25 protein-coding genes are annotated in these 25,929 nt (G+C 71.1%); 10 read left to right on the top strand and 15 right to left on the bottom strand.

The window, feature by feature from the left end; genetic code table 11:
* Nucleotides 1-28: 28 nt before the first annotated feature.
* Together ACT3T9_RS09955 and ACT3T9_RS09950 are read left to right on the top strand one after the other, a co-directional pair.
* The gene (locus tag ACT3T9_RS09955) at nucleotides 29-1,354 is read left to right on the top strand and encodes an NtaA/DmoA family FMN-dependent monooxygenase (RefSeq protein ID WP_444606505.1); all 1,326 of its coding nucleotides are present in this window, start codon (nucleotides 29-31) and stop codon (nucleotides 1,352-1,354) included.
* A gap of 151 nt (nucleotides 1,355-1,505) precedes the next feature.
* Complete coding sequence (locus tag ACT3T9_RS09950; RefSeq protein WP_444606504.1) at nucleotides 1,506-2,501, top strand: NADP-dependent oxidoreductase; 996 nt, start codon at nucleotides 1,506-1,508, stop codon at nucleotides 2,499-2,501.
* 72 nt (nucleotides 2,502-2,573) lie between these two features.
* Here the strand turns inward: ACT3T9_RS09950 and ACT3T9_RS09945 are convergent, their stop codons facing one another.
* Nucleotides 2,574-3,101, bottom strand: a complete 528-nt coding sequence (locus ACT3T9_RS09945) for a PaaI family thioesterase (protein ID WP_444606503.1) — start codon at nucleotides 3,099-3,101, stop codon at nucleotides 2,574-2,576.
* Between the two features lie 4 nt (nucleotides 3,102-3,105).
* On the bottom strand, nucleotides 3,106-3,720 hold the full coding sequence (locus ACT3T9_RS09940; RefSeq protein ID WP_444606502.1) for a TetR/AcrR family transcriptional regulator: 615 nt from the start codon (nucleotides 3,718-3,720) through the stop codon (nucleotides 3,106-3,108).
* A 165-nt stretch (nucleotides 3,721-3,885) separates the two neighbouring features.
* Between ACT3T9_RS09940 and ACT3T9_RS09935 the strand changes: the two genes are divergently transcribed.
* On the top strand, nucleotides 3,886-4,962 hold the full coding sequence (locus tag ACT3T9_RS09935) for an alkene reductase (protein ID WP_444606501.1): 1,077 nt from the start codon (nucleotides 3,886-3,888) through the stop codon (nucleotides 4,960-4,962).
* Between the two features lie 55 nt (nucleotides 4,963-5,017).
* Nucleotides 5,018-5,725: an SDR family oxidoreductase gene (locus ACT3T9_RS09930; protein WP_444606500.1), complete on the top strand. Its 708-nt coding sequence runs from the start codon at nucleotides 5,018-5,020 to the stop codon at nucleotides 5,723-5,725.
* Between the two features lie 111 nt (nucleotides 5,726-5,836).
* On the opposite strand, the gene ACT3T9_RS09925 is transcribed toward ACT3T9_RS09930, so the two are convergent.
* From ACT3T9_RS09925 to ACT3T9_RS09915, 3 genes are all read right to left on the bottom strand, one after another.
* Nucleotides 5,837-7,036, bottom strand: coding sequence for a GmrSD restriction endonuclease domain-containing protein (locus ACT3T9_RS09925; RefSeq protein WP_444606499.1), 1,200 nt, complete (start codon nucleotides 7,034-7,036; stop codon nucleotides 5,837-5,839).
* Nucleotides 7,037-7,139: 103 nt separating this feature from the next.
* A complete protein-coding gene (locus ACT3T9_RS09920; RefSeq protein ID WP_444606498.1) occupies nucleotides 7,140-7,847 on the bottom strand; it encodes a GNAT family N-acetyltransferase in 708 nt (235 codons plus the stop codon).
* A 134-nt stretch (nucleotides 7,848-7,981) separates the two neighbouring features.
* Nucleotides 7,982-8,164 (bottom strand): hypothetical protein, encoded by a 183-nt coding sequence (locus tag ACT3T9_RS09915; protein ID WP_299301539.1) that lies wholly within the window; start codon nucleotides 8,162-8,164, stop codon nucleotides 7,982-7,984.
* Between the two features lie 282 nt (nucleotides 8,165-8,446).
* On the opposite strand from ACT3T9_RS09915, the gene ACT3T9_RS09910 reads away from it, so the two are divergent.
* Together ACT3T9_RS09910 and ACT3T9_RS09905 are read left to right on the top strand one after the other, a co-directional pair.
* Nucleotides 8,447-8,641, top strand: a complete 195-nt coding sequence (locus ACT3T9_RS09910) for a hypothetical protein (RefSeq protein ID WP_444606497.1) — start codon at nucleotides 8,447-8,449, stop codon at nucleotides 8,639-8,641.
* Between the two features lie 14 nt (nucleotides 8,642-8,655).
* Nucleotides 8,656-9,288 carry a M20/M25/M40 family metallo-hydrolase gene (locus ACT3T9_RS09905; protein ID WP_444606531.1) on the top strand — a complete coding sequence of 211 codons (633 nt, stop codon included), beginning with the start codon at nucleotides 8,656-8,658 and terminating at the stop codon, nucleotides 9,286-9,288.
* 72 nt (nucleotides 9,289-9,360) lie between these two features.
* Here the strand turns inward: ACT3T9_RS09905 and ACT3T9_RS09900 are convergent, their stop codons facing one another.
* Nucleotides 9,361-10,188 (bottom strand): SDR family oxidoreductase, encoded by an 828-nt coding sequence (locus ACT3T9_RS09900; protein WP_444606496.1) that lies wholly within the window; start codon nucleotides 10,186-10,188, stop codon nucleotides 9,361-9,363.
* A 137-nt stretch (nucleotides 10,189-10,325) separates the two neighbouring features.
* Between ACT3T9_RS09900 and ACT3T9_RS09895 the strand changes: the two genes are divergently transcribed.
* Nucleotides 10,326-11,063, top strand: a complete 738-nt coding sequence (locus ACT3T9_RS09895) for a TSUP family transporter (RefSeq protein ID WP_444601489.1) — start codon at nucleotides 10,326-10,328, stop codon at nucleotides 11,061-11,063.
* Nucleotides 11,064-11,557: 494 nt separating this feature from the next.
* Nucleotides 11,558-12,109, top strand: a complete 552-nt coding sequence (locus ACT3T9_RS09890; protein ID WP_444606495.1) for a dihydrofolate reductase family protein — start codon at nucleotides 11,558-11,560, stop codon at nucleotides 12,107-12,109.
* A 197-nt stretch (nucleotides 12,110-12,306) separates the two neighbouring features.
* Here ACT3T9_RS09890 and ACT3T9_RS09885 read toward each other — a convergent pair whose 3' ends face one another.
* The 4 genes from ACT3T9_RS09885 to ACT3T9_RS09870 form a co-directional block, all read right to left on the bottom strand.
* Nucleotides 12,307-13,575 (bottom strand): PfkB family carbohydrate kinase, encoded by a 1,269-nt coding sequence (locus ACT3T9_RS09885; protein WP_444606494.1) that lies wholly within the window; start codon nucleotides 13,573-13,575, stop codon nucleotides 12,307-12,309.
* Nucleotides 13,572-14,375: a carbohydrate ABC transporter permease gene (locus ACT3T9_RS09880; RefSeq protein ID WP_444606493.1), complete on the bottom strand. Its 804-nt coding sequence runs from the start codon at nucleotides 14,373-14,375 to the stop codon at nucleotides 13,572-13,574. The genes ACT3T9_RS09885 and ACT3T9_RS09880 overlap by 4 nt, the downstream gene beginning before the upstream one ends.
* The gene (locus ACT3T9_RS09875; RefSeq protein ID WP_444606492.1) at nucleotides 14,372-15,235 is read right to left on the bottom strand and encodes a carbohydrate ABC transporter permease; all 864 of its coding nucleotides are present in this window, start codon (nucleotides 15,233-15,235) and stop codon (nucleotides 14,372-14,374) included. Before ACT3T9_RS09875 ends, ACT3T9_RS09880 begins: the two co-directional genes overlap by 4 nt.
* Nucleotides 15,236-15,296: 61 nt before the next feature.
* Nucleotides 15,297-16,661 carry an ABC transporter substrate-binding protein gene (locus tag ACT3T9_RS09870; protein ID WP_444606491.1) on the bottom strand — a complete coding sequence of 455 codons (1,365 nt, stop codon included), beginning with the start codon at nucleotides 16,659-16,661 and terminating at the stop codon, nucleotides 15,297-15,299.
* 114 nt (nucleotides 16,662-16,775) lie between these two features.
* On the opposite strand from ACT3T9_RS09870, the gene ACT3T9_RS09865 reads away from it, so the two are divergent.
* Nucleotides 16,776-18,191: a family 4 glycosyl hydrolase gene (locus ACT3T9_RS09865; RefSeq protein ID WP_444606490.1), complete on the top strand. Its 1,416-nt coding sequence runs from the start codon at nucleotides 16,776-16,778 to the stop codon at nucleotides 18,189-18,191.
* 38 nt (nucleotides 18,192-18,229) lie between these two features.
* Here ACT3T9_RS09865 and ACT3T9_RS09860 read toward each other — a convergent pair whose 3' ends face one another.
* On the bottom strand, nucleotides 18,230-19,063 hold the full coding sequence (locus ACT3T9_RS09860; protein WP_444606489.1) for an aldo/keto reductase: 834 nt from the start codon (nucleotides 19,061-19,063) through the stop codon (nucleotides 18,230-18,232).
* A gap of 116 nt (nucleotides 19,064-19,179) precedes the next feature.
* On the opposite strand from ACT3T9_RS09860, the gene ACT3T9_RS09855 reads away from it, so the two are divergent.
* On the top strand, nucleotides 19,180-19,932 hold the full coding sequence (locus ACT3T9_RS09855) for a TSUP family transporter (RefSeq protein WP_444606488.1): 753 nt from the start codon (nucleotides 19,180-19,182) through the stop codon (nucleotides 19,930-19,932).
* Nucleotides 19,933-19,944: 12 nt separating this feature from the next.
* Here ACT3T9_RS09855 and ACT3T9_RS09850 read toward each other — a convergent pair whose 3' ends face one another.
* Genes ACT3T9_RS09850 through ACT3T9_RS09835 form a run of 4 tightly spaced genes read right to left on the bottom strand, consistent with a single transcriptional unit; the run spans nucleotide 19,945 to nucleotide 25,928 of the window.
* Nucleotides 19,945-21,297, bottom strand: a complete 1,353-nt coding sequence (locus ACT3T9_RS09850; protein WP_444606487.1) for an alpha-L-fucosidase — start codon at nucleotides 21,295-21,297, stop codon at nucleotides 19,945-19,947.
* Nucleotides 21,281-22,771: a sulfatase-like hydrolase/transferase gene (locus tag ACT3T9_RS09845; protein WP_444606486.1), complete on the bottom strand. Its 1,491-nt coding sequence runs from the start codon at nucleotides 22,769-22,771 to the stop codon at nucleotides 21,281-21,283. The genes ACT3T9_RS09850 and ACT3T9_RS09845 overlap by 17 nt, the downstream gene beginning before the upstream one ends.
* A complete protein-coding gene (locus ACT3T9_RS09840) occupies nucleotides 22,768-23,766 on the bottom strand; it encodes an ROK family protein (RefSeq protein WP_444606485.1) in 999 nt (332 codons plus the stop codon). Before ACT3T9_RS09840 ends, ACT3T9_RS09845 begins: the two co-directional genes overlap by 4 nt.
* A complete protein-coding gene (locus tag ACT3T9_RS09835) occupies nucleotides 23,763-25,928 on the bottom strand; it encodes a dipeptide ABC transporter ATP-binding protein (protein ID WP_444606484.1) in 2,166 nt (721 codons plus the stop codon). Before ACT3T9_RS09835 ends, ACT3T9_RS09840 begins: the two co-directional genes overlap by 4 nt.
* Nucleotide 25,929 lies beyond the last annotated feature (1 nt).

Raw genomic sequence — 25,929 nt, 5'->3', positions numbered from 1 at the left:
ACGCACTGACCCCTCGATCGGAGACACCATGACAGACCGCAAGATCCTGCTCGGCATGCAGCTCGGCACCACCTACGGCGCGCAGGCGACCGCCTGGCGCTCCCCCCATTCCACCCGGGAGGGCTACACCGACTTCGACGCCTACGTGCGCCACGCACAGGCGGCCGAGCGCGGGAAGTTCCACTTCCTCTTCCTGCCCGACACCCCCGGCATCGACAACTTCCAGCCGGGCGAGGCACCCGTGTTCTCCTTCGACCCGTTCCTGACCCTCGCCGCCGTCGCGCGGGGCACGTCGAGAATCGGCATGGTCGCCACCGCCTCGACCACCTTCATGGAGCCCTACTCCATCGCCCGGCAGTTCAAGACTCTCGACCTGCTCAGCCACGGCCGCGCGGGATGGAACCCGGCGACCACCTCGAGCCCGGCGGCGGCGGCCAACTTCGGTCAGCAGGTCGCCGACCGCCCCGAGCGCTACCAGAAGGCCCACGAGTCGATCCAGATCGTGCAGGCGCTCTGGGGCAGCTGGGAACCCAATGCCCTGACCTTCGACGTCGAGCACGGCCGGTTCCTCGACCCGGACAGGATCGCGCCGATCAACCTCGCCGGCGAGCACTACTCCTCCCGCGGGCCCCTCCCCATCCCTCCGACGGAGCAGGGCCAGCCCGTGCTGTTCTCCGCGGGCGGCGGCGCCAACGGACTGACCATCGCGGGCCGCTACGCGAGCGGGGTCATCGGCTCCACGTTCTCCCTCGAGGACGCCCGCGCGCAGCGTGAGGCCGCCCGGGACGCCGCCCGCGCCGCCGGCCGCGACCCCGACGAGATCTCGTTCTTCGCCGGCCTCATGCCAGCGATCGCCCCGACCGTGCGCGAGGCCGTCGACCGCCGGCTGCAGCTCGGCGAGCACCAAGCGCCCCAACGCGTGCCGTACCTCGGCCAGATGCTCGGCCTCGACCTGCACCCCGAGCAGATCGATCGACCGCTCGCTCCCGAGCAGCTCGCGGTCGCACGGCCCTCCCCCTTCGACCCGCGCGCCCCGCGGGCGTTCGAGGTCGCCCAGCAGGGATGGACCCTGCTGGAGGTCCTCGCCCATGGGGTGATCGACTACCACCCCACCCCCGTCGGCCCGCCGGAGGTCACAGCGGACCACATGCAGGAGTGGTTCGAAGCCGGAGCGGTCGACGGCTTCTGGGTCTCCCCGGACGTCTACGCGGACGGCATCGACACGTTCGTCGACGGCGTGGTGCCGATCCTGCAGGAGCGCGGGCTCTTCCACGAGGACTACGAGGGCACGACCCTGCGCGACCACCTCGGCGCCCCGCCCCAGTACGGGCTGGACCCGCGACTGAAGGGGTGAACGCTCGCCTCATCGCGGACACCTGGACGATCGCCGCGCCGGACCACCGCGGACGATCCCCTTGACACGCTTACTGAGTGCACTCATGATTGACTGGACTCTATACGGGCGTGGTTCGTCGACGCGCCCCATCGATCCTCGAGGAGAGACCATGCGCGCCTTCGCGTTCGACAGCTACCATCAGCCCCTGCACGAGGTCGAGGTGCCCGAGCCCGTCGTCGGCGCGCACGACGTGCTGATCGAGGTCGCCGCCGCCGGGGTGAACCAGCTGGACGAGAAGATCCGGGAGGGCGAGTTCAAGGCCATCCTCCCGTACCGGGCCCCGCTGATCCTGGGGCACGACGTCGCCGGGACCGTGGTGCGCGTCGGCGCGCAGGTGCAGGGCTTCGCGCCGGGCGATGCGGTGTTCGCCCGGCCCCGCGATCACCGCATCGGCACCTTCGCGGAGCGCATCGCGGTCGATCAGGCCGACATCGCCCCCGCGCCCGCCTCGATCAGCCTGGTCGAGGCGGCGTCACTGCCGCTCGTGGCCCAGACCGCCTGGCAGGCGCTCGTGGTCCGCGGGAAGGTCCAGCCGGGCCAGCAGGTCCTGATCCACGCCGGTGCCGGCGGCGTGGGATCGATCTCGATCCAGCTCGCGAAGCACCTCGGCGCCCATGTCGCCACGACCGCCTCGGGCAGGAACGCGGACTTCGTGCGCGAGCTGGGGGCGGACGTCGTGATCGACTACCGCACCCAGGACTTCGCGGCAGAGCTCTCCGGCTACGACCTGGTGCTGGACAGCCTCGGCGGGGAGAACCTCAAGAAGTCCCTGCGGGTGCTGCGCCCGGGCGGCACGGCGATCGGGATCTCCGGCCCGCCGGACCCGGCCTTCGCGAAGAAGGTCGGCCTGAACCCCGTCGTGCGCCTGGCCGTCGCGGGCCTGAGCGGGAAGATCCGCAGGCAGGCGAAGAAGCTCGGCGTCACCTACGAGTTCCTGTTCATGGAGGCCAGCGGCGAGCAGCTCCGCACGATCGCCACCCTGGTCGACGAGGGCGTGCTGCGGCCCGTCGTCGGCAGGACGTTCCCCTTCGACGAGACCCCGCAGGCCCTCGAATCGCTCACCCAGGGCGGATCCCGCGGGAAGGTGGTCATCGCCGCCGGGTGATCACCACCGAGTGATCACCGCCGAGTGATCACCGCCGAGTGACCACTGCTCCTCAGGCCCTGCGGCAGGAGATCACGCGGCGGGCTCCGGGCGGACGATCAGGCAGGTGCTGGACGCGGTGGCGAGGATCCGACCGTCGGCGTCCCGGATGTCAGCCTCGGCGAAGGCGGCGCTGCGGCCGGCGCGGGTGACCCAGCCGTGGGCGGTGACGGCGCCCGTCTCCGCCGTGATCGGGCGCAGGAAGGACACCTTGAGCTCCAGGCTGGTGTAGCCCACCCCGGCCGGGAGGGTCGAGTGGACCGCGCACCCGCAGGCGGAGTCCAGGACGGTGGCGAAGAACCCGCCGTGCACGGAGCCGATGGGGTTGTAGTGCGAGTCGTCCGGCACCGCCGTCATCACCACATCCCCCTCGGCCACGGAGACGACGTCGAGCCCGATGTGGCTGCCGATCGGCGGGGCCGGGGACTCCCCCGCGGCGACGGCGCGCAGCTGCTCGAGCCCGGACCGGGCGAACAGCGCCCGCTTGTCCTTCCCGGGCACCTGGTAGTGGATCGTGCGCGACCGCTCGTCGGTCGGGCTCTGCTCGGGCGTGGTGCTCATCGGCTCAGACCTCCCGGCCGGCGGGGAGGATCGCGGCGATCTGCGCCCGGAGGCTCGCCAGGAGCTCCTCGATGCTCGATCCCGCGTTGAGGGTCGCGCCGAGCTCCACGAACATGATCGCCGAGACCACGTGGGCGAGGGTCGCCGCCTGCTCGGCGGGCATCCCCGCCTTCTCGACCAGCATGTCGGCGGCGGCAGCCTCGGTCTGCCCGACGATGGACAGCGCCTCCGCATGGTGCGGCTCGCTCGGGTCACCGAAGACCATCTCCCGCAGGTAGGTGCGGCCGTTGTCGATCTGGACGCGATTGCAGTGCACGACAGGGGTGAGCAGGGCCATCAGGCCATCGAGCGCCGTCCCTGCGGCCGCGGCCGCGGTGCGCCCACGTTCGAGCGCCGCGGCGTAGTGGGTGTTCTGCACCAGGAGCAGCAGCTCACCCTTGGTCCGCGCGTACAGGAACAGGGTTCCGGCGCCGATGTCCGCGGCGTCGGCGATCTGCTGGGTGGTGACCTCCTCGACGCCGTGCTCGGCGAACAGCTCGCTCGCGGCGGCGGTGATGCGCTCGAGCTTGGCCTGCTTGTTGCGCTCGCGACGCCCGAGCGGTGGGGTCACCCCTGACATTCTCTCTCCTTGGGGAATAAACTCTGACTCATCTCAGTTCTGAGCGTAGTCACTGTTGTGTGGACTCGGAAGTGCACGAGCACATCCTCCCACCCCGCACCGCGGCCACCCGGCCGCCTACGGAGGCAGCGGCGATCCGTTCCACGTCAAGGATTCCTGTACCTCATGACCACCACTTCCCTCTGGCAGCCCCTCACCCTCGGCCGGCTCGAGCTCCCGCACCGCCTCGCGCTGGCGCCCATGACCCGCAACCGCGCCAACCCCGACGGCACCCCCGGCGAGCACGCCGCGACCTACTACCGCCAGCGCGCCTCGCTGGGCCTGCTGATCAGCGAGGGCACCCAGCCCTCGGCGGGCGGCCAGGGCTACGCCAACACCCCGGGCATCCACACGCCCGAGCAGATCGAGGGCTGGCGCGAGGTCGCGGACGCCGTCCACGAGGAGGGCGGGCACCTCTTCCTCCAGCTGATGCACGCCGGCCGGATCGCCCATCCCGACAACACCCCGCACCACCGCGAGCCTGTCGCCCCCTCGGCGATCTCCGCGGAGCAGGACATCCACACCGCTCACGGCGTCGAGAAGATGCCTGTGCCCCGCGCGCTCGCCACCGAGGAGATCCCGGGCGTAATCGAGGAGTTCCGGCACGCCGCCGCCTCCGCGATCGCCGCCGGTGCGGACGGGGTGGAGATCCACGCCGCCAACGGCTACCTGCTGCACCAGTTCCTCGCATCGAACGCGAACCACCGCACCGACCAGTACGGCGGCGCGATCGAGAACCGGGCCCGGCTCACCGTCGAGGTCGCCCGGGCCGTCGCCGACGAGATCGGTGCGGACCGCACCGGCATCCGCATCTCCCCGGCCTTCCCGCTCGGCGGGCTCGACGAGGGCGATCCCGAGGCCGTCCGCGCCCAGTACCGCTACCTCGTGGGCGAGCTGGCCCCGCTGCACCTCGCCTACCTGCACGTCCACCACATCGGCGATGACGAGCTGCTGCGTTCACTGCGCGAGGTGTGGCCCACCGCGCTGCTCGTCGTCCGTTACGGTCGCGATCGCGACGCCATCGCCGCGGACATCGACGCGGGCCTGGCGGACATGGCGCCGCTGGGGCGCTTCGCGCTCGCGAACCCCGACGTCGTCGAGCGACTGCGCTCCGATGCGCCGTTCAACGACGTCGATCCCGCCACCCTCTACGTCGGCGGGGCCGACGGGTACATCGACTACCCGACCCTCGTTCGCGCCTGACCGCGCCCCGCCCCGCCTGGCACAGCCACCTACAGATCGAAAGTGAGAACTGCTCATGACTGCACTCGATGGAGCCGCCGTCCTCGTCACCGGTGCGAACGGGGGCATCGGCACCCACTTCGTGCGCGAGGCGCTCGCCCGGGGCGCCGCGAAGGTGTACGCCACCGCGCGGAACCCGCGGGAGTGGGAGGACGAGCGGATCGTGCCGCTCGCCCTCGACGTCACCGACCCCGCCTCGATCCAGGCCGTGGTCGAGGTCGCATCCGACGTGACGGTGCTGATCAACAACGCTGGCATCTCCGTGCCGAGCGCCGGCCTGCTCGCCCACACCGAGGAGGAGATCCGCCGGAGCGTGGAGACCAACTTCCTCGGCCCGCTGTTCCTGACCCGTGCCGTCGCGCCGCTCCTGTCCGCGAAGCAGTGCGGCACAGCGATCATCAACCTCCACTCGGCACTGTCCTGGTACGCCACCGCCGGAATCTACTCGGCGACCAAGGCCGCCCTGTGGTCCTCGACGAACTCGCTGCGCCTCGAGCTGCAGCCCGCCGGGGTCCAGGTGGTCGGCGTGCATGTGGGCTGGGTCGACACCGCCATGGCCGCCCACACCGAGGACGAGAAGGTCGACCCCGCCGTGCTCGTCGCCGCGGTGTTCGATGCGACCGAGGCGGGGAAGCACGAAGTCCTCGCGGACGAGACCTCGGTGAGGGCCAAGGCGGGGCTGTCGGCTCCGGTCGAGGTCGTGTACCCGCAGCTCGCCGTCTGAGTCCGTCCCCGCGCGGCGCCGGCACACGGCGGCGCCGGGGGCTGAACTCTTCTCGGTGGGTGATTGCCGGAGCGCGGCCCCTGGCCCGGGGCCGCGCTCAGGCGAGGTCGGTCATTCGCAGCCCACCCCGTCGCCGTCGCGGTCCAGGCCCTTGCGGTAGCCGGGATCGCCCACGCGGACCGGGGCGGCGCCGGCCGCGCGGGCGGCGTCGCAGTTCTTGAAGTGGACGCTGCCGCCGTCTTCCTTCACGGGTGCGGGCGCGGGGTCCGTCGTCGGTACGGGGCCGGGTGCAGAGGCGGGCTCCGTCGGCGACTGGGCCTCGGTTCCCACCACGTCGCCGTCGCCGGTCCCGGGCCAGCCGTGCGTGCCCGTGATCGCGTGGAAGCCCTCGCAGTCGCCGAGCACGCGCTCCATCGCGTCGGCCTCGGCGGGTTTGACCCACAGCCCGTACTTGTCCTTCACCGAGATCTGCCGGGCCACGTACTCGCAGCGGTAGTCCTTCTTCGGCGGCAGCCAGGTGGCGGCGTCGCCGTCGCCCTTCTGCCGGTTCAGGCTGGATTCGACGGCCAGCAGGTTCAGCGGGTCGTTGGCGAACTCGCGCTTGCGGTGCTCGTCCCAGCCGGCGGCGCCGGTCTGCCAGGCGTCGGAGAGCGCCACCAGGTGGTCGATGTCGATCGTGGAGTCCGTGCGGTCGAAGGCGATGGTGTCGCCACTGAACGGGGAGGCGAGGGTGCCGCGCAGCACCACGCAGCCGTCGGTGCCGGATTGCAGAGTGATCTGGTGCAGGTCACGGCGCAGGATGTCGTTGCGGGTGTCGCAGCCGTTGCGGTCGGTGTCGTCGCGCCAGCCGAAGGAGGCGCGGTCGTAGCCGGTCTTCGGGGCGCGGCCCTTCTCCTCGAGACCGGTCAGCATCGCCAGCGCCGTGCCGTCAGCAGCCTCGGGGGTGGACTCGACGGTCGGCGCAGCAGTGGTCTGCTCCGGCTCTGGCGTGGTGGAGGGGGTCTCGGCCGCAGGCCTCTCCGCGGGGATGGTCTGCTCCGGGGTGGGTGAGTGGACCGGTGCAGGAGAGCTCTGCTCGACAGAGCGGGAGTCGCCCGCGACCTCAGTGTCCCGTGCCATGCCCGTCGGCCCGCAGGCGCTCAGCGGCCCGAGCAGCACCAGCGCGGCAAGCAGCATGCCCAGCAGCGACACCGCGCGGCGCCGGGCTGCGCGCGGAGTGAGGTCTGTGCAGTCGTGGGTGGAGAGAGGGCCGAGGGGAAGAGTCGGTCGCGTGTCCAGGGGAGGTCCTTCGTGCTCACGGGGGAAGGGCACGAGGGTTCATCGCGGAGCCGGCCGGTGCCGCCCGCTCCTCACTTTCTGTGCCTACGACAAGAGTAGGTCGTAGGGCTGACAGCCGACGGGACCAAGCCCCCGCTCAGCCCGCGGATTCCAGGCCTTCCCAGACACCGAAGAGCGCGAAGCCCGCAGCGCGCGCGAGCGCCGCGGAGGCGGTGTTCTCCAGCTGGCAGCGGTACTGCGGCTCGTAGCCCCGGGCCAGCGCGGCAGCGCTGATCGCGCGGACGGTCGCGCGGCCCAGCCCGCGACCGCGGAACTCCGGCAGCGTGATCACCCCGAGATCGGCCAGCAGGGTTTCGCCCCACGGGTACATGCTCGCCGCGGAGACCAGCCGGTCACCGCTGAACGTGCCGACCACGAGCCAATGGTCGAGCTCGACGAAGGCCTCGTCCAGGTCATCCTCGGGTGCCTGGGCCGTGAACTCCGCGAACACTGCGGCATCGGCGTCCGTCAGCTGACGGGTGGCGCCCTCCCACGGCTCCTCGCGCAGGGCGGCCTGCTCGGTCAGCGGCAGGTAGAACAGGTGGTCCGGATCGGCGAGCACCATCCCGGCGCGGTCGAGGCGGGCGCTCAGCTCCGTGCGCCCGATGCGGTCGGTCGCGGAGAGTCCGAGCTCGTCCGCCCGGGCCGGCGAGAGGGAGAGGAGTGTGGCCTCGCCCTCGACGCGCAGCAGCGAGACCGAGCGGAGGCCGGTCAGGGCAGGGTCGAGGGCGACCAGCACCTCCCCCTCGGGGTGGGGCGTGAGGGCGGCCGGGATCCGCTGACTGGAGACGAGGGAGGAGAACACAGCGACGACCCTTCGGGCGGAAGACGGCAGGATCCTCGGAACCTACCGGAGCCCGTTCCCGACCTGCGAGTTCTTTTCGCGGTGCTTCCCGGGCGCAGCACGTCGGGGTGCGCTGCGCCCCCGTCAGCGGTCCCTCAGAGACTCACGAGAGTGACCAGCACGAAGGCGGCCACGAGCGCTGCCGTGACGCCCAGGCTGCTTCGCCAGGTGGTGGGCTGATCACCCGCATCCGAGGTCATCGGGACCGCCTGGATCTGTCCGGTCTCAGTGGCAGCCTTCAGCTCGTTGCCGACGGTGAGGTCATGGCGCGACTCCATAGTGGGTCCCTCCTTCTCGATGTGATGGGAGCACGGCACCCAAGGTTGAGTACCGCCTGATCAGACACTGTTTCCATGCATCTTTCGTGCTCGCGACAACAGTAGGGCCGAGAAGGGCTGTGCGAAAGGGGGAAGAGGCCCGGGTCAGGCGAATCACATGGACGGATCCGCAGCCCGTGCGAGGGTCGATACGCTCGGGTGCGGAAGCATGCCCGCGTCCCCGGAAGTGCTCTCGTTCCGTCGGCCGTTCCGGCCGCTCTGCGGAGCCGGGAAAGTTCTCTCATGACCACCCTGACCGACCGTATGACCGGCGCGCTGGAGAGCTACGCCGCCTGGCAGGGGCCGCTGTTCGAGGACCTGCACCGCCACCCTGAGCTCTCGATGCTCGAGGAGCGCACCCGCGGGATCGTCACCGCGCAGCTGACCGGGTTCGGGTACGGGCGGGGAAGGTCGCCGTCGCGCCCGGCCCGGTGCTGAGCTCCTCGGTGTCGATGCGGGTGATCGTGCACGGCGCAGGCTCCCAGGGCTCGATGCCGCACCTGGGCGTGGACCCGGTGGTGCTCGCCGCCGCGATCGTCACCCGGCTCCAGACCCTGGTGGCCCGCGAGATCGCGCCCGGGGACTTCGGGGTGGTCACCGTCGGCGCCCTCCACGCCGGGACCAGCGCGAACATCATCCCGGACCGGGCCGAGCTGGCGCTGAACTTCCGTGCCTACAGCGACCAGATCCTCGATCACCTGGTCGAAGGCACCCAGCGGATCGTGAACGCCGAGTGCGAGGCGGCCCGCTCCCCGGAGCCGGCGCAGTTCGAGCAGTTCAACCGCTATCCCGTCACCGACAACGACCCCGGGCTCGCCGAGCGGGTGCGGGAGGCGTTCGTGGGCCAGTTCGGGGAGGACCAGGTGGAACACATGGACCCGGCCACCGCCTCCGAGGACTTCTCCGCCATCCCCGCCGCCTTCGGGGTCCCGTACTGCTACTGGGGTACCGGCGCCTACGCCGAGGGACGCGTTGCCGCCCCGAACCACTCCCCGCTCTGGGCCCCGGATCAGCAGCCGACGCTCCGCATCGCCACCGAGGCCGCGGTGAGCGCGGCGTTCGCGCTGCTGGGCCCCGCGCAGTGACGGACGGGGCGCCGCCGGCACTCGTGCCCGCGGGGGCGCGCCGCTCTCCTCCAGTCCCGGAGGCGGGGGAACTCAGGCGCTGAACGCGGCGAACTTCGCGGTGATCGCCTCGTCGTTCCAACCCCACACGTCATCGCCCCGCAGCACCGCATCAGCGCCGCCGTCGGTGTAGAAGGTCTGGCCGCAGCAGTGGGAGTTCTCCACCGACGTCAGCCACATCAGCAGGCGAGCCACGCTCTCGGCGTCCTGGTGACCGTTCAACGGCATCGGCACCACCATGTCCAGGAACGCGGCGTACTGCGGATCCGCCAGCATGTCGCGGGTCATCGGCGTGATCACGATGCCGGGGGCGACGGCGTTCAGCGGGATGCCGGCTCCGGCCCAGGCCTGCCCGGGTGCCTCACGGCGCACCCAGCGGGAAATCGCCCGCTTCGAGGAGGCGTAGATGAGGTTCCCGGTGAGGGGATCAGCGGCCAGCTCCTCGGCCCGGGCGAGCGAGGCGGCCTCGTCGTCCGCCATGAAGGCCTCCAGCAGCTGCGGGTCCAGCGGCTGCAGGGAGGACATCGAGGAGACCAGCGCGACCCGCGGCGCCTCGGACCGGGCCAGCGCCGGCTGCAGCGCCTGGAGGAACTCCGTCATCCCGAAGTAGTTCACCGCGGCAGTGACGGGCTTCGGCAGTGCGAGGCCGGCCGACGGGATCACCGCGTCGACGATGCCGCCTGCCGCCTCGAGCGCCTGGCGTGCACCCTCAGCCCGACCGGCCGGGGTGGAGAGATCCGCGGAGACCTCGACGCCCTGCAGATCGACGCCCACGACCGTCTGGCCCTGCTCCCGCAGCAGCTCGGCAGTCTTCGCTCCGATGCCCGAGGCGGCGCCGGTGATGATGTAGGTACGGGTCATGACAGACCTCCTGTGAGTGCACCGCATCGAGCAGTGCTCGTACCTCGAAGCTATCCCCGCACAGGCGCGAGTTCGAGGGCACAAGGTCACTGCTCCGCCGGTCCGGGCGCCCACCGCCAACGCGTACTCTGACCTGCGTGATCGATCCCGAGTGGTGGCAGCTGGGCCTGGCTGCGCTGGCCGTCCTGGCCGGTGCGGTGGCGGTGCGCACCACCGGGATGGGCTTCGCGCTGCTCTCCTCCCCGTTCCTGGTGATGGCGCTGGGCCCCTTCGAGGGAATCCTGGTCACCAACGTGTGCGGGATCGTCGCGGCGCTGCTGAACCTCGCCGTGGTCCACGCGGACCTGGACTGGAAGCGTGCGGCCCGCGTGGTGCCGGCAGGGATCGTCGGCACGATCCCCGGCGCGCTGCTGGTGCTGTGGCTGCCTCCCGCGGTGCTCGCGGTCGCGATCAGCCTGCTGGTGATCGTGGGCCTGCTGTTCACCGTCGGGTCGCGGTCGCTGCAGGTGCCGAACTCCCTCTGGACGGGTGCCGGCGGCGGGTTCGCCTCGGGCCTGATGAACGTGACCGCCGGGGTGGGCGGGCCGGGACTGGTGGTCTACGCGCTGGCCACCCAATGGGAGCATCGCAGCTTCGCCGCCACCGCCCAGCTGCACTTCGCGGTGCTCGGCGTGGCCGCCCTGCTCGCGAAATGGTCACTGCCCACGCTGCCGATCGCCGGATGGGCGGTGCTGATGGGGCTGCTCGCGGTCGGGCTGCTCGGCGGGAATGTGCTGGCCCGCTGGGTGCACGGCGCCCGGGCGATGCGCTGGGTGATCGTGATCGCGATGCTCGGAGCGCTGCTCTCGCTCGTCCAGGGGCTCGTGCGGCTCTGACCCTATGGCGCTGATCCCCCAGTGCTGATCTTCTGACGTCGGCCCTTTCCCTCTGGCCCCCGATGGATTGCCTGTCAGAGCCAACGGTGGTGCGCACCGGTCACGAGGCGGGCAGCGGCGGGGTCCCCCGCTGCCGGACCGTCGGCCCCCACCGTCGATCCAGCAGCTCCCGCCCTGCGTGAGCCTCGTGCCGGTGCCTCTCCCCCTCGGAGAGTCCCGCACCAACCACCTGAAACCTAGGGCTGATCCGCCAGAAGCGCGATGGGGTGAACTCCCTGGGCAGAAGTCCCCGGGGACAACTCCCCATGCAGGTCACGGCCTGGGCCGCCGGTCCGCGGGGTCTGAGGGCAGCGGATCGGTCCGGGACGGGCACTGCCCCGGGCCCATGGCGGCACGGCGCGGCGAGGACTACACTCCGAGCCCCCGGCAGTGATGCTCGTGGAGGCCCCCTGCCGCCGAGGACGCGACGCTCCACGGCCACCGAGGAGGCACCGGTGCGACCACTGGTGATCACCCAGAACATCACCGTCGACGGCTCCATCGAGATGCTCGACGACTGGTTCGACCCCACCGACTCCCCACCCGACCAGCAACAGCTCCTGCAGCGCGACAGCGCCGCCTGCGACGCGATCCTGCTCGGCCGGCAGACCTTCGAGGACTTCCGCGGGTTCTGGCCGGTCCAGGAGAACGACACCACCGGCATCACCGACGAACTGAACGCCCTGGAGAAGTACGTCGTCACCTCCACCATGACCGACCCCGACTGGCAGCACTCCACACTCCTCGCCGGCGATCCCGTCGCCGCGGTGCGGGAGCTGAAAGAGCAGGCGGGCGCCGAGATCTCGCTGACCGGCTCCATCTCGCTGTGCCATCCCCTGATCGAGGCTGGGCTGGTGGACGAGTACCGGCTGTGGACCTACCCCTACGTGCAGGGCCGCGGCCGCCGTCTGTTCCCCGACGGGTTCCAGGAGCGGCTCGAGCTGCGTGAGCACCACGCCTTCTCCTCCGGCGTCACCTACACCCGCTGGACACCGCGGAAGGGCTGACCTGGCCATCGACCCCGCCGCCTCCGCTGAGGAGCACGAACCAGCCTGCCCAGGCGTAGGAACTGTGCGCCATGGCGATCGATGGTGCGCACTTCCTACGCCTCGGTTCACCAGAGCCAGTGCCTCAGTGGCTCACCAGAGCCAGTGCCTCAGTGGCTCACCAGGGCCAGCCTCAATGGTTCACCAGCGACCCAGCCTCAGTGCCGCCCGGCGTCGGAGCGCAGGGCGAAGGTGCCCTGGGCGCGGCGGCGGCCCAGCACGGGGTGGTCGGGGACCACGGCATCGAGGAAACGGTAGCCGGTGCGGGTGTAGGCGGCGCGCAGGTCTCCGTCGTCGGCCGCGGTGGTGAGGGAGCGCCACCAGTCCAGGATGTCTCCCCAGCCGGGGGCGGCGAGGGAGCCGCCGAACTGCTGGACCGCGAGCGCCGAGCACAGGGAGCCGAACTTCAGCCGCTCCTCGAGCGGCCAGCCGGCCAGGGTGCCCAGCACCAGCGACGCGGCGAACACATCCCCTGCGCCGGTGGTGTCGATCGCCGTGACCGGGACGGCCGGGCAGTACGCCTCCTCCCCGGTGGCCGAGTCGATCGCGTAGGAGCCGTGGGCGCCGTCGGTCACCACCGCGAGCGGCACCTTCTCGGCGAGCGCGCGCACTGCCTTGTCGGGGCTGTCGGTGCGGGTGTAGGCCATCGCCTCGAGCGCATTGGGGGTGAAGGCGTGGCAGTGGGCGAGCGGAGCGAGTTCGGCCACGTCCCAGCGGCCAGTCTCGTCGAAGCCGATGTCAGCAAAGATCAGGGACCCACGCTGGGCGAGCTGCGCCCACCAGGAGGTCTCCCCCGCGAGGTCCACCACGGCGGCGCGGGCATCCGGCGCGCCGGCGATCAGGGTCGAGAGCGGCTCGGGCAGCTCGTGGCCGTGGGTGGCCATGGCGCGGTCCCCGTCGGCCGCGATCGAGACGGTCAGCGCGGAGTGGAAGTCGGTAAAGCGGCGGGAGGCGGAGAGGTCGATGCCCTCCTCGCTCTCCATCGTGTGCCACATCCAGTCGGCGTAGGCGTCGTCCCCGAAGCCCGCGACCAGCCCGGTGCGCAGGCCCAGGCGGGCGGCGGCGGTGGCGAGGTTCGCGATCCCGCCGGGGCTCGAGCCCATGCCCTTGCTCCACAGCTCCTCGCCGGGCTGGGGAAGGCGATCCATGCCGGTGAAGACGATGTCGAAGAAGACGGTGCCCGAGAGCAGCACGTCCAGCGGCGGGTCCTCGGGGGTGCGCTGGGCGGCCAGCGGGTCCCAGTCGTCGCGCTCGGCGGCCTCGGGCGGGGCGGGAGTGGACGCACCGGCAGGGTGCTCGTGATCGGCCGGGCGGCCGGGGGTGGGGCCGGAGCCGGGGGTGGGGCCGGGGGTGGCGGGATCGGCGGTCAGAGCGGACTGGGAGAGCAGAGCGGGATCGGCGGGGAAGGTGGGATCGTCGGTCGTCACTGAGCAGCTCCTTCGAGCATTCCGCGGATGAAGTGTCGTTGCAGGAACAGGAACAGGATCACGGTGGGCAGAGCGACGATCACCGCGCCCGCCGCGAGCAGCGCGGTCTCGGCGGTGTACTGGCCCTGGAAGTTCGCCAGGCCCAGCGGGGCGGTGCGCAGCCGGCCACCGGGGGCCATGATCAGGGCGATCAGGAATTCGTTCCAGGTCCACATGAACACCAGCACCAGCATGGTGAGGATCCCGGGCCGCGCGGCGGGGGCCATGATCCGGGTCAGGGCGCGCAGGGGGCCGGCGCCGTCGAGCGCCGCGGCCTCCAGCAGGCTCACCGGCATCGCCCGGAACTGGGCCCGCATCCAGAAGGTGCCGAAGGCGACGGACTGGGCGACCTGAGGCATCGCGATCGCGAGATAGGTGTCGGTCAGGCCCAGGCTGCGCAGGTCGAAGAACAGCGGGATGATCGTCGCCTCGGCGGGGATCATCAGCCCCAGCAGGAACAGGTAGAACAGCGCCGTGGACCCGCGGAACTTCATGGTGCCGAAGGCGTAGCCGGCCAGCACCGACAGCACGATGGACAGGGTCATCACGATCGCGGCGACCACCACCGAGTTCCCGAGCGAGCGACCGAATCCGCCGATGGTCCAGGCCTTGGCGAAGTTGGACAGGTGCAGCCCGCCGCTCTCCCCCAGCGGGGCGGAGACGGAGGTGGCGAGGATCGTGAGCACCGGGATCAGGGCGAAGGCGGCGAAGCCCAGCAGGATCACGTAGTTCATCGACTTCTCGGCGCGGGAGACCCTCATGACTCACGCTCCCCGATCCGCGTGACGCCCACGTTGATCGCGAAGATCAGAATCGTCAGCACGATCGCGACCGCGGAGGCGGAGCCCACCTCACGCAGGTCGAAGGCGCGCAGGTACACCTCGTAGCTGGGCACGGTGGTGGTGTTGCCGGGCCCGCCGGAGGTGGTCATGTAGACCAGGTCGAAGGTCTTCAGCGCCGCGATGATCGTCAGCACCAGCGCGATCGTGATCTCGCCGCGCACCGCGGGCAGGGTGATCGCGAAGAACTCCCGCACCGGACCGGCGCCGTCCAGGCGCGCGGCCTCGAACAGCTCCGCGGGGATGCGGCCCATGCCCGCCAGCAGCAGCAGCATCACCAGTCCCATCTGCACCCAGGTGCCGATGAAGCCCACCGCGGGCAGCGCGGTGCCGGGATCCCCCAGCCAGCCGCGGGTCAGGGCGTCCAGGCCGACGGTGCGCAGCATGTCGTTCAGCAGCCCGTGCGGGGAGTAGATCTGCCGCCAGGCCACGGCGACCACCACCAGCGCGATCACCTGGGGCAGGAAGATCACGGTGCGGAAGAAACCCATCCCCCGCACCTGCCCGCGGCGCAGGATCGCCGCGAGCGCCAGGCCCACCACCACCGGGATCACCGAGTAGAAGACGATCAGCAGCAGCGCGTTCCCGATCGCGGCGCGGAAGTCCGCATCCGCGGCGAGGTCCGCATAGTTCTGCAGTCCCACGAAGGTGGAGGCGCCGAAGCCCTTCCACTCGAACAGGGAGAACTGAGCGGCCCGTCCCAGCGGGTAGAGCGCGAAGGCGCCGTAGACCAGCAGGGCCGGGAGCAGGAACAGGTACGGGGTGGACTGCGAACGGGCCACCGCCGAGGGCCGGGGTAGGCGCCTGTGCTGGGGCCCGTCGGCCGATCTGGACGCCACGGAGTCAGGAGCTTTCGCTGAAACCGGCGTAGTCCTCCTGCAAGGCCCCGGCGGCACCGGCAGCGTCGGTCTGGCCGCCGATCAGCTCCTGCAGGGTGGCGCCGGCGGTGTCGGCGAAGGTCGGGGTCGCATAGTCGAGGTAGGGCAGCAGGGTCCTCTCGGTGGAGACCGCGTCGAACGCCTCGTAGATGTCCTTGTTCACGCCAGATTCCGGGGCCAGCTCCGCGGTGCGGTTCACCGGCATGCCGCCGTTCTCGGCGATCATCGCCATCGCGTCGTCGCTGGTGATGAAGTCGATGAAGGCGGCGGCCGCGGCCGGGTTCGCGGCGGCCGACGGGACGGAGAAGGGGATGCCCGTACCGCCGGTGGTGGCGACCTTCCCGTCGGCCCCGGCCGGCGGGGCCATGAAGCGCAGGTCCTCCCCCATCACGGCCTCCATGTCCGGGCCCAGCCAGGAGCCGCCGATCAGCAGCACGCCGGTGCCCTCGGTGAACAGCGGCCAGGCATCGTCGTAGGCGAGCCCGTTCGGGGAGTCGCCGAGCGCACCGCTGGCGCCCCACTCGGCGAGCTGGGTGAGGGCGGCGAGGTTGTCGTCGGTGGTCCAGTCCGCGCCGGAGTTGCCCATGCCGAGGGTCACGATCGTCTCGGCGGGAACGAAGTTCGCCTGCAGCGGCCCGAACACGTGCAGGGCCGGCCACTGGTCGAGGTTGCCGAGCATGATCGGCTGCTCGTCGGCCGCGGCGGCAGCCTCGACCAGGGAGAAGACCTCGTCCCAGGTGGTGGGCGCTGCGAGCCCGAGCGCGTCGAGCTTCTTCTGGGAGTAGTAGATCCCGCAGACCTCGCCGGTCTGGGCGAGGCCATAGAGGGAGCCCTCGCCGAAGGTGACGCCGTCGCTCGAGTAGCTCATCTTGCCCAGCACGCTGGGGGTGAAGCGGTCCTTCCAGCCGTACGCCTCGGCGTAGCCGGTGAGGTCGGTGAGCAGTCCGTCGGCCACGAAGGTGCCCATGTCGCCGCGGGCGTTGTTGACCTGCAGCACATCCGGCACGTCGTTGCCGGACAGCGCCAGGCCCGTCTGCTGCTGGAGGTCGTCGAAGGACTGGGAGTTGCGGTCGATCGTGACGTTGGGGTACTTCTCCTCGAAGCTGCCGATCAGCGCCTCGATCGCGTCGTTCTGCGCGCCGCGCACCTCCTGGTCCCAGACCTTCAGGGTGATGTCGCCGAGGGCGGCGATGTCGGTGTCGACCTCGTCGGCCGCGGGAGCGGGTGCCTCGCCCCCGTCGTCGCCGCCGTCGGAGCCGGGGGCGCAGGCGGCCAGCAGGCCGAGACCGCTCAGCGCGGCTCCTGCCGAAAGGAAGTGTCGACGTCGCATGGTTCCTCCAGAGATGCTCGCGCGGCCCGACATCCGGGCGGGCTGCGATCGATCCGGCGATCGCGCCGGTCACGGATCCATGATCGCACCACAGCGGTGCTAGCGTGCGATGACATGAAGCTCGCCATCCTGGGAGGCGGAGGATTCCGCGTCCCCCTCGTGTACGAAGCGGTCGCCACCGCTGCCACCGGCCTGACCGTCGACGAGGTCGCACTGTACGACGTGGACCCTGCCCGCCTCGCCACGATCACCGCCGTGATCGAGGGCCTGGGCGCGCAGCTGGCCGCCGACGGACACGCGGAGACACTGCCCCGCCTCACCGCCACCACTGACCTGCGCGAAGCCGTGACCAGTGCGGACTTCGTGTTCAGCGCGATCCGCGTGGGCGGCGCCGAGGCTCGCACCGTCGACGAGCGCGTGGCCCTGAACCTGGGGCTCCTGGGCCAGGAGACCATCGGCCCCGGCGGTCTCGCCTACGCCCTGCGCACGATCCCGGTGGCCCTCGAGGCCGCCCGCGTGATCGCCGAGGTCGCGCCCGCGGCCTGGGTCATCAACTTCACCAACCCTGCCGGAATCGTCACCGAGGCGATGCGCACCGTGCTCGGGGACAAGGTGGTGGGCATCTGCGACACCCCCATCGGGCTCGTGCGCCGGGTGGGCCGCCTGCTGGATGCGGATCTGGTGGCCGGAGACGGCGTGGCGAGCTTCGACTACGTGGGGCTCAACCACCTGGGCTGGCTGCGCTCGGTGACGATTGACGGCGTGGACCGTCTGCCCGCCCTCCTCGCCGACGACGCCGCCCTCGAGGAGATCGAGGAGGCGCGCCTGATCGGCAAGGACTGGGTGCGGGCCGACGGCGCTCTGCCCAACGAGTACGTCTTCTACTACCTGCACACCGCCGCCGCGATCGACCGCATCACGAGCGCCGCGACCACCCGCGGCGAGTTCCTCGCCAAGCAGCAGGGGGACTTCTACCTCGGCGCCGCCGAGAGCTCCGAGCCGGCCTCCTGCTGCGCCTCGCCCCTGGACCTCTGGCGCGAGACCCTGCATGAGCGCGAGGCGACGTATATGGCCGAGTCCCGCGACGAGGAGCGCCGCGAGGAGGACATCGCCGGGGGCGGCTATCAGGAGGTGGCGCTGCGGCTGATGACCGCGCTCGCCACCGGACGCAGCGAGCGGATGATCCTGGACGTCGGCAATGCCCCCACCGGCAGCGAAGCTCCCCCGGAGCAGCGGATCGTTCCGGAGCTGCCGGCCGATGCCGTGCTCGAGGTGCTGTGCGTGGTCGACGGCGAGGGCGTGCACCCGCAGCCCGTCGCCCCGGTGGGGCTGGGACGGCTCGGCATGATGAGCACCCTGCGCGCCGCCGAGCGGAAGATCCTCGAGGCCGCGATGACCGGCTCCCGCGAGGCGGCCTGGCAGGGCTTCTCGATGCATCCCCTGGTCAGCTCACCCGTGCTGGGGAAGAAGCTGCTCGAGGGATATATCGCCGGGCACCCGGAGATCGCGGCGCTGCTCGCAGAAGGCTGAGAGCCCCCGTCGCTGCGCCGCGATCACGGAGTCCCGGCTCAGAACCCCGGGTTCGCGGGGTCTGCCCCGATCCGACCGTCGGCGCGGTCCAGGGCGTTGATCTTCTCGATCTCCTCGGGCGTGAGCTCGAGCTGGGCGGCGGCGAAGTTCGAGACGATCCGCTCCGGCGTGACGGACTTCGGGATCACCACGTTCCCGATCGCCAGATGCCAGGCGATGATCACCTGGCCCGCGTCGGCGCCGTGCGCCTCAGCGATGGCGGTGATCACGGGGTTCTGCAGGATGTCGCCGCCCTGCCCCAGCGGGGACCAGGCCTCGGTGAGGATCTTCTTGTCGGCGTGGTAGTCCCGCAGCGCGGACTGCTGGAACTCGGGGTGCAGCTCGATCTGGTGCATCACCGGCACCACCCCGGTCTCGGCGATGATCTCCTCGAGCTGCTCGATCGGGAAGTTGGAGACGCCGATGGACTTCGCCTTCCCCTCCTTCTGCAGCTCGATGAGCGCCTTCCATGACTCGAGGTACGTCCCGCGCTGGGGGCTCGCCCAGTGGATGAGGTAGAGGTCCACGTAGTCCATCTCGAGCTTGCCGAGAGAGGTCTCCAGAGCCTGCTTCGCGGAGTCGAAGCCCTGGTCACCGTTGGCGAGCTTGGTGGTGATGAACAGCTCCTCGCGAGCGATTCCCGAGGCCTTCACGGCCCGGCCCACACCGCCCTCGTTCTGGTAGCCGGCGGCGGTGTCGATGTGGCGGTAGCCGGCGTCGATCGCCTGGCGGACGACGTCGGCCGCGACCTCGTCCTCGACCTGCCATACGCCGTAGCCGAGCTGGGGGACGGTCGCGCCGTCATGGAAGGGCTGGATGGGAACAGTGGTCATGCGGGAGCCTCCTGGGTATGCGGTTGCCTATCCACCCTATGCCCGCTCTCGGCTCACCGATAGACCTCGTCCGACCGGTCGGGAAGCGCGGTCGGCGGAGCCGATACCGTGGCCGCGTGAGTCTTCCCCTGGCGCTGACCCTGCTCGGTCTGGTGCTGCTCGCCGCCGTGATCCAGCGGGTCGCCGGGCTGGGCCTGGGCATGCTGTTCGCGCCCTACGCGGTGGTGCTGATCGGCGCGCATCAGGGAATCATGCTCGCGAACTTCCTGGGCACCCTGATGCCTCTGCTGCTGCTGCCCCGGATCTGGCCCGATATCCAGTGGCGCACCGTTGCGTGGATCGGACTGCCCGCGGTCGCGGTGATGCCAGGAGCGGCCTGGCTGTCCTCGGTCTCTCCGCCCGGCCCGCTGCACATCGTCACCGCGTCCCTGGTGCTCCTGAGCCTGCTGATCTCGGTGGCGCTGGTACGCGTGAACACCACCGTGGAGGGGCGCACCGCCCAGGTGGTCACCGGCATCGGTTCCGGGCTCGGGACCGTGCTGGGCGGCGTGGGTGGCCCCGCCGTGACCGTCTACGCGGTGCTCTCGCGCTGGCCGGTGCTGCCGATGGTGGCGACGCTGCAGCCGCTGTGGATCCTGATCTCCTCGGTGTCCGTCGCCTCGAAGCTGGCCTGGGACGACGGCCAGGTCCCCGACCTGCCCTGGTGGATGTGGACCGCGATGGTCGCCATCGTGATCGCCTCGATCTTCCTCGGCGAGGCGGTCCAGAAGCGCCTGGCCGAGAAGACCATCCAGCGCTTCGTGATGGTGCTCGGCTTCGTGGGCGCGCTGCTCGCGCTCGGGACCGGAGTGCGGCTGCTGGTGGGGTGAGCGAGCGGGCGCTCAGCGCCTCGGCAGGGTCACCACCGCCACCGTCTGCGCCCCCTCGCCGGGCGCCAGCGCGACTCGGCCTCCGGTGACCATCGCCTCCGGCACCTGCGCGATCCCCCGGATCGCGGCGGAGACCATCTCGTCGAGGACCACAGGTCCTGCCGCTGGGTCGAGCAGCAGGGCGTGCAGCACCTCGCCGCCGTCGGCCCCGGTGCCGAGCGTGAAGCGCACGCCCTCGGGCGGGTTCGCGACCGCCTCGTGGAACCAGGGACGGGTACCGTAGATCGCCTCGCCGTGCGCAACGAGCCACTCCCCCAGCTGCTCGAGCGCAGCGGACTGCAACGGCGGTATCGACCCGTCGGCACGGGGGCCGGCGTTGATCAGCAGGTTCCCGTTCTTGGAGACCACATCCACCAGCAGTCGGATCAGTGCAGTGCCGTCCAACGCGTGCTCGGCGGATTCGTCGGCGTTGTACCCGAAGGAGAGGCCCAGCCCGCGTGTGGATTCGAAGGGCTCGGGCTGAACGGAGATGATGTCCTGGTACTCGCGGGTCAGCACGCCATGGACGGGCACGCCCCAGCGATCGTTGACCATCCCGCCGGGCACCGCGGCGAGGTAGTCGCGGAAGAGCTGCTGGAGGGAATCGGGGCCGTCGTACTTGCCGGCGTCGGGCCAGTCGATGTCGTTCCACAGGATGTCCGGGGCGAAGCGGTCGATCAGCTCGCGCAGCTGGGCCGCCGCGAAGGCGGCGAAGGCGGGATCATTGCGGCGCAGTGCGAACAGCTCGTCGTTCGAGGTCAGCGGTGGGTAGTCGGTGACATGCCAGTCATGGGCACCGGAGTAGTAGAGCCCGAGCTTCATCCCGGCCTCCCGCACCGCGGCGTCGAACTGCTCGAGCAGGTCACGGCCGGGACCTCGGCCGGCGGCGCTGAAGGGCGTGGTCGCGGAATCCCAGAGGCAGAAGCCGTCGTGGTGCTTGGTGGTGGGGACGAGGTAACGGGCCCCGGCCCGGGTGGCGAGGCCCACGATCTCCTCCACGCTGTTCTCGGCCGGCTGCCAGTCATCGGCGAAGTCCTCGTAGGAGTGGCCGAGCCCGTAGAGCTCCTCGTGACGTGCCTTGGTGGGGCTGCCGTCGAGGCGCACGGTGTTGGCGTACCACTCGGCGTACTGGTGGCGGGCGTAGGCGTTCGCGGCGGTCACATCGCTGCGGTCCAGGACGTCCGCCCAGGCGGGCACCGAGTACAGGCCCCAGTGCACGAAGATGCCGAGCTTCGCGTCGCGGTACCAGTCCGGCACGGAGAGATCGGGGTAGGCGGTCGCGGGGGCGGCGTCGGCCGGCCCGTGGCGGTCATCGAAGCTGATCATCGGTGGCTCCATATCCGGTGCGTCGTACGAAGTCGTCGGTCATGTCGTGGCGTGCACGGGCACGCTGTGCCCACAGGTCGGCGCTCTGGGCGGGGTCAGCGCGCCGGTCGTAGAACTGGCCCTGGTCGCCTCCCAGGACGGTCGGATGGCCGACGGGCTCGCTGAAGCCACCGGAGCCCGTGGAATAGATCGCGGCCTCGCCCTCCCGCATCAGCACCAGGGAGCCGTCGAAGGCCGTCGCCCCGAGCACCAGCGGCTGGTCCTCGGGGGTGCGATCCCGCAGCAGGTGGTCCTCATCCCGCAGCAGGTGGTCCTCATCCCGCAGGAGGTGGTCCTGACCATCGAGGCCGGTGCGGGCCAGCGGCGCCCCCAGCTGGGTGGCGAGGCTCGGCAGCACGTCGAGCAGGCTCACGAGCCGGGGGTCCTCGCCGGTCGGCACGCCGGGGCCGGAGAGGATCAGCGGCACTCGGTGGCCGCCGTCGTACACATCCGCCTTCTGACCCCGCAGGATCCCGTTGGGGAGGTGGTCCTCCAGCCGCCCGTCCTCGACGTAGCCGGTGGGTGCCCCGTTGTCGGAGGTGAACACCACCAGGCAGGGGCGGGCAGAGCGGTCGAGCTCGGCGAGCAGGCGCCCCACGATCTCGTCGATCATCAGGATGCTGTCGGCGCGCGGGCCGATGCCCGAGCGTCCGGCGAACTCCGCCGGCGGCACGCAGGGGCGGTGGGGTGCGGCGGTGGCGAAGTACAGCAGCCGCGGCGGATCCTGAGCGGTGAGCGGCCGGGTCCTCGCGAGCCAGCTCTCGGCCTCTTCCGCGAAGCGCAGGTCGACGGTGGCATCGTCCCAGTCCGGTGCGGCGGGGCCCGGTCGCTGGGAGGTGATCAGCGGCGACTTCTCGAGCGTCGGAGCGGTGACGACCTCGCGGCCGCGCAGGAAGCAGTACGGAGGCATGTCCAGGGAGCCGGCGATGCCGAAGAACTCGTCGAATCCGCGGTCCAGGGGTCCGTTCTCGAACGGCGCCGTGTAGTCGACGTCCCAGCCGTCGGCCTCCATCGCGGGGCGGAAGGGCTGGGCCGGATCGATCCGGCGCCGGGTCCCGTCGCGCAGCTGCCAGTCCAGGCCCAGATGCCACTTGCCGATCGCCGCGGTCCGGTAGCCGGCGTCGCCCAGGGCGTGGGCGAGCGTGGGGGTGTCCCCGTCGATCAGGGCTCCATCGGTGCCGCCGAGCACTCGGGAGCGCAGAGGGCTGCGCCATGGGTAGCGGCCGGTGAGCAGGGAGTATCTGCTCGGGGTGCAGACGGAGCTGGTGGCGTGGGCGTCGGTGAACAGGCGCCCCTGCTGCGCCAGGGAGTCCAGGACCGGGGTGGTGTAGGCGGTGGCGCCATAGCAGGAGAGGTCCCCGAAGCCCAGATCGTCGGTGACGACCACGAGCACGTCGGGCCGCGTGTCGGGCCGCGCGTCGACCGGGGACGTCATGCGGGGACCTCCGTGCGGCCCTCGGCGTGCCCCCAGCGGCGGACCGTGCTCGCGTCCCAGGTCAGGGCCTGGTCCCGCTGCTCGGCGGCGGTCAGGGCGAGCAGCACGGCTCCTGCCCTTCCGGTGCTGTTCCCGAGCGGGGAGATGAGCAGCTCGGGTGTGCTCTTCCAGAGCAGCTGGGCGTCGAGCCGGGAGCGGAGCGGGCCGGTCAGGGCGGTTCCGGCGCCGGAGAGCCCGCCGGCGAACACGATGGTCCCCGGATCCAGGGTGAGGGTGAGCGTGCACAGCCCGCGGGCGAGCGCCTCCAGGCCGTCGTCCCACACCTGCGCGGCGACCGGGTCCTCCGCCAGCACGCCGAGGAGCGTGGGGACATCCCGCAGGTCCCGCTCACCGCCCAGGGCACGGTAGCGGCGCAGCAGCGCCGCCCCGGAAGCATAGGCGTCGGTGCAGCCGATGCGGCCGCAGGCGCACCGGTCACCGCCGGGGGCCACCGTGGCATGGCCGAACTCGCCGGCGCTGCCGGCCGCTCCCGCGAGCACGTTGCCCCCGCTGACCAGACAGGCCGCGATCCCGGTGCCGATGGAGACCAGGGCGTAGTCCGAGAGTCCGGTCGCTGCTCCCAGCACCCCCTCGGCGATCCCGGCCCAGCGCACGTCCTGCCCCACCGCGACCGGTGCCGAGCCGTCCATCGCTGCCGCGGCCTGCCTCTGGAGCTCCAGGTCGTGCCACTCGAGGTTGGAGGCGAAGCGCACCACCCCACGCACGTCGTCGACATGGCCCGGGCTGAGCATCCCGACCCCGAGCACCTGGACGCCGGCGCGCCGGGCGGCCTTCTGGGCGGCGGCGAGCTGGGCGTGCACCGACTCGAGAGCCTCCTGACCGCGCCCGGTGGGGCGCGAGGAGGTGAAGAGGGAGCGGCCGGCGAGATCCACGAGGTCGACGGAGATCGTGGTCCCGCCGATGTCCATTCCGATGACGGCGCCATCGGCCGTCATCGGGCGGCCCCGACGGGCAGGGGCAGCGTGCCATCGGCCGGGAGCGGGAAGTGGCATGCGACCTGGTGCTCACCGTCCACGGCTCCCATCTCGAGGACCGGCGGGGCGGTCCCGCAGATCTCCTGGGCGAAGGGGCAGCGGGTGCGGAAACGACAGCCGCTGGGCGGTTCCATGGCGCTGGGCAGCTCACCCTCGACCAGCAGACGCTCGCGGTCATCCTCCGGCTCGACGGTGGGGACGGCGTCGATCAGCACCCGGGTGTAGGGGTGGCGGGGGCGGGAGCTGACCTCCTCGGCGGGGCCCTGCTCGACCATGGCGCCCAGGTACATCACCCCGATGCGGTCGGACATGTAGCGCACCACCGACAGGTCATGGCTGATGAACACATAGGCGAGCCGGTGCTCGGCCTGGATGTCCTTCATCTGGTTCAGCACCTGGGCCTGCACGGACACGTCCAGTGCGCTGACGGGTTCGTCGCAGACCACGACGCGCGGGTCCAGGGCCAGCGAGCGGGCCAGGCCGATGCGCTGCAGCTGGCCTCCGGAGAACTCGTGCGGGTACCGCTCGAGGGAGTCCTGCGGCAGGCCGACGTCGTCGATGAGCTCCTCGACCCGTCGGGCTCGTGCTCCGGCGTTCCCCACTCCCTGGATGTCGAGCGGTTCGGTGAGGATCTCGTCGATCCTCATGCGCGGGTCCATCGCTGCGGCCGAGTCCTGGAACATCAGCTGCACGCTGCGGTGGACGGCCTTGGAGTTGCGGCCCTTGCCGCCTTCGATGTCGACCCCGTCGAGGTGGATGATCCCCTCGGACGGCGTCTCGAGCGCCGCGATCACCCGCCCCAGGGTGGACTTGCCACAGCCGGACTCACCGACGAGCCCGAAGGTCTCCCCTTCGCGGACCGTGAAGGTCACGTCGCTGACGGCGCTGACCGTGCCGATCCGGCGGCGGACCACGCTTCCACCCAGCGCCGGATAGTTCTTGGAGACCCCGTCGACGTCGAGCACGATCTCGACGTCCGATCCGGCCGTGCTCACATCAGCCTGCGCCTGCACGTCCTCCGCCGTGGTCGGTGCCTGCCGCTGCACCTCGGGAACCGGCAGGGGCCGCACCGTCGGGAGAGGCAGCGCAGTCGGCTCAGCCAGTCCTGTCAGCTGCTCCTCGCCGCCGGGATGGAGGCAGGCGACGCGATGTCCCCCGCCGTGCTCCTCGACGGTGATGGTGCCGGTGCGGCAATCGTCCTGGGCGCGATGGCAGCGGGGAGCGAACGGACAGCCGAGGATCGGCTCCTTGAGGTTCGGAGGCATACCGGGGATGGCATAGAGCCGCTCCGAGCCGGTGGCCCGCTCGGGGAGGGCCGCGAGCAGCGCCCGCGTGTACTGATGCTGGGGGTCCTGGAACAGCCGGCGGGACGGGGCGTGCTCGATGACCCGCCCGGCGTACATCACCGCGACCTCGTCGGCGCGACCGGCGACCACGCCCAGGTCATGGGTCACCAGGATCGCCGCGGAGCCGTACTCCTCCTTGATGTCCTCGATGAGGTCCAGGATCTGGCGCTGCGTGGTGACGTCCAGCGCGGTGGTCGGCTCATCGGCGATCAGCAGCTTGGGATGGTTCACCAGAGCCATCGCGATCATGGCGCGCTGGCGCATGCCACCGGAGAGCTGGTGGGGGAAGTCCTTCGCGATCTGCGCCGGCCGCGGCATGCCCACCCGCTGCAGGATCTCGATCGCCCGGCCCCGGGCGGCCTTCCTGCTCAGCCGCTGGTGGACGATCAGGCCCTCGCCGATCTGGTCGCCGATCTGCATTGTCGGGTTCAACGACGTCATCGGGTCCTGGAAGATCATTCCCAGGTCCGTGCCGCGGCGTCGGCGGGCCTCCTTCTCCGAGAGCGAGACGAGGTCGACGCCGTCGAAGTCGATGGTGCCCCGGCTGATGCGGCCGTTGGCCGGGAGCAGTCCCATTAGCGCCAGGGCGGTCATGGTCTTGCCGCTGCCGGACTCCCCGACGATGCCCAGGGTGCGTCCCTGCTCGAGTGTGAGGTTCACGCCTCGCAAAGGGGTCACCTCGCCCCGGCGCTGCGGGATGGAGACGTGGAGGTCGGAGATCGTCAGCAGGGGACCGGTGGGCTGTGGTGCGGAGGCGTTCTGCGGTGATGTGCTCATG

The organism is Brachybacterium sp. AOP29-B2-41 (assembly GCF_052378395.1).
GTDB lineage: Bacteria > Actinomycetota > Actinomycetes > Actinomycetales > Dermabacteraceae > Brachybacterium.
Note: the sequence above shows the minus strand (reverse complement) of the source record. Positions and strands in the feature narration are given on the sequence as shown.

What these genes read in the sequence shown, in the direction of transcription:
- ACT3T9_RS09955 (WP_444606505.1), top strand. Translation starts at nt 29, where the DNA reads ATGACAGACCGCAAGATCCTGCTCGGCATGCAGCTCGGCACCACCTAC.
- ACT3T9_RS09950 (WP_444606504.1), top strand. Translation starts at nt 1,506, where the DNA reads ATGCGCGCCTTCGCGTTCGACAGCTACCATCAGCCCCTGCACGAGGTC.
- ACT3T9_RS09945 (WP_444606503.1), bottom strand. Translation starts at nt 3,101, where the DNA reads ATGAGCACCACGCCCGAGCAGAGCCCGACCGACGAGCGGTCGCGCACG.
- ACT3T9_RS09940 (WP_444606502.1), bottom strand. Translation starts at nt 3,720, where the DNA reads ATGTCAGGGGTGACCCCACCGCTCGGGCGTCGCGAGCGCAACAAGCAG.
- ACT3T9_RS09935 (WP_444606501.1), top strand. Translation starts at nt 3,886, where the DNA reads ATGACCACCACTTCCCTCTGGCAGCCCCTCACCCTCGGCCGGCTCGAG.
- ACT3T9_RS09930 (WP_444606500.1), top strand. Translation starts at nt 5,018, where the DNA reads ATGACTGCACTCGATGGAGCCGCCGTCCTCGTCACCGGTGCGAACGGG.
- ACT3T9_RS09915 (WP_299301539.1), bottom strand. Translation starts at nt 8,164, where the DNA reads ATGGAGTCGCGCCATGACCTCACCGTCGGCAACGAGCTGAAGGCTGCC.
- ACT3T9_RS09910 (WP_444606497.1), top strand. Translation starts at nt 8,447, where the DNA reads ATGACCACCCTGACCGACCGTATGACCGGCGCGCTGGAGAGCTACGCC.
- ACT3T9_RS09905 (WP_444606531.1), top strand. Translation starts at nt 8,656, where the DNA reads ATGCGGGTGATCGTGCACGGCGCAGGCTCCCAGGGCTCGATGCCGCAC.
- ACT3T9_RS09900 (WP_444606496.1), bottom strand. Translation starts at nt 10,188, where the DNA reads ATGACCCGTACCTACATCATCACCGGCGCCGCCTCGGGCATCGGAGCG.
- ACT3T9_RS09880 (WP_444606493.1), bottom strand. Translation starts at nt 14,375, where the DNA reads ATGAGGGTCTCCCGCGCCGAGAAGTCGATGAACTACGTGATCCTGCTG.
- ACT3T9_RS09870 (WP_444606491.1), bottom strand. Translation starts at nt 16,661, where the DNA reads ATGCGACGTCGACACTTCCTTTCGGCAGGAGCCGCGCTGAGCGGTCTC.
- ACT3T9_RS09865 (WP_444606490.1), top strand. Translation starts at nt 16,776, where the DNA reads ATGAAGCTCGCCATCCTGGGAGGCGGAGGATTCCGCGTCCCCCTCGTG.
- ACT3T9_RS09860 (WP_444606489.1), bottom strand. Translation starts at nt 19,063, where the DNA reads ATGACCACTGTTCCCATCCAGCCCTTCCATGACGGCGCGACCGTCCCC.
- ACT3T9_RS09850 (WP_444606487.1), bottom strand. Translation starts at nt 21,297, where the DNA reads ATGATCAGCTTCGATGACCGCCACGGGCCGGCCGACGCCGCCCCCGCG.
- ACT3T9_RS09845 (WP_444606486.1), bottom strand. Translation starts at nt 22,771, where the DNA reads ATGACGTCCCCGGTCGACGCGCGGCCCGACACGCGGCCCGACGTGCTC.
- ACT3T9_RS09840 (WP_444606485.1), bottom strand. Translation starts at nt 23,766, where the DNA reads ATGACGGCCGATGGCGCCGTCATCGGAATGGACATCGGCGGGACCACG.
- ACT3T9_RS09835 (WP_444606484.1), bottom strand. Translation starts at nt 25,928, where the DNA reads ATGAGCACATCACCGCAGAACGCCTCCGCACCACAGCCCACCGGTCCC.